Annotated in this window: 2 protein-coding genes; both read right to left on the bottom strand. The window is 43.1% G+C overall.

Features of this window, described 5'->3' with window-relative positions:
* Positions 1–244 precede the first annotated feature (244 nt).
* Entirely contained in the window at positions 245–538 is a 294-nt protein-coding gene (locus ACP5D0_RS10320) for a type II toxin-antitoxin system RelE/ParE family toxin (RefSeq protein ID WP_472365715.1), read from the bottom strand.
* Entirely contained in the window at positions 525–770 is a 246-nt protein-coding gene (locus tag ACP5D0_RS10315; protein WP_472365714.1) for a hypothetical protein, read from the bottom strand. Before ACP5D0_RS10315 ends, ACP5D0_RS10320 begins: the two co-directional genes overlap by 14 nt.
* Between the last annotated feature and the right edge of the window lie 310 nt (positions 771–1080).

Below are 1080 nucleotides of genomic sequence, written 5' to 3'. Positions count from 1 at the left end.
CCAGTGAGATTCTGCGGGACTAAAAGGCCGCTTATTCTAGGCGCGGCTCGCCGACCTTAGTCATTCTAAGGTCAAGAGACGCAACAACGAAGAAGTGGCCTTTTAGCCCCGCCCGAAGGGGCTTAGCCAAGTTCGTCAGCTCGGCGTTATGACGCTTTGAAATGTCCAGACATTCCGGCAGCGCCATGCCTTGACCTGACAAACTTGGCGTTGCCAGAATCCACTGGGGGTTATTCGAGGTGCCCTAAAGCAAGTGTCTTCCAGGGTCTTGTTTTGTGTGCAGTAAGCGCGCGATAAAAACACTGTTCGGCATAACGCGGTAATAAATCGCATGACGTTGGTAAACATAGCGTCGGTACGATGGTTGAATGTCGGTATAAAGCGACCCCAGTTCGGGATGTTGCGCAAGATAGGTAAACTGTTTGTCTAAATTTTTAAAGTAGGTGTCTGCTTGGTTATCGCCAAAATGAACCAGCGTGTAGATATAAATCGCTTCAAGATCGCTGGCGGCTTGCTCAGATAACTCAAAGTGCCCCATTTTGAACCTTTGTTAAGGCGCGGGCTTTAATGTCCGAGAGCGTTAAAGCACTTGGAGTAGACACGCTCGGTTCAGACAGTAGCGCCTTTAATTCAAGTTTAGCCTGTTGTTTTTTATGTTCTTCTTCAATAAGGCTCACAACATATTCATCCAAGTTTTCTAAATGCCCATCCAGTCGTTGAAGAACATAGTCGTTGACATGGTCAGGCAATTCTATGGTATGTACTTGCATGGCGACCCTTCTTTTGTAAATCTACGAAAAAATAAATTAGATTGTAACAAACTTGCGTATGGCTTGCGACTTTTGAGCCTTGCAGGCAATCGCTTTTAATCCAAGTCAGCTGCAAGTCCGGCAGTCTCTGAAAAAACTTGCTTAACCAAATATTGCCTTTGCAATCAAAAGAAAAACTAAGGCGAAGGTTGTTTTTAAGTCGTTGTAAATTTTGGAAAAAATAGACAAAAAAGCATTTGCTGAATGACAAAAAAACAAAATTTCAACCTTTGATTGATAAAATCATTTAATATTGGTTACTGTTTTAATA

The organism is Hydrogenovibrio sp. (genome assembly GCF_049975065.1).
Taxonomy (GTDB): Bacteria; Pseudomonadota; Gammaproteobacteria; order Thiomicrospirales; family Thiomicrospiraceae; genus Hydrogenovibrio.
Note: the sequence above shows the minus strand (reverse complement) of the source record. Positions and strands in the feature narration are given on the sequence as shown.

What these genes read in the sequence shown, in the direction of transcription:
- ACP5D0_RS10320 (WP_472365715.1), bottom strand. Translation starts at nt 538, where the DNA reads ATGGGGCACTTTGAGTTATCTGAGCAAGCCGCCAGCGATCTTGAAGCG.
- ACP5D0_RS10315 (WP_472365714.1), bottom strand. Translation starts at nt 770, where the DNA reads ATGCAAGTACATACCATAGAATTGCCTGACCATGTCAACGACTATGTT.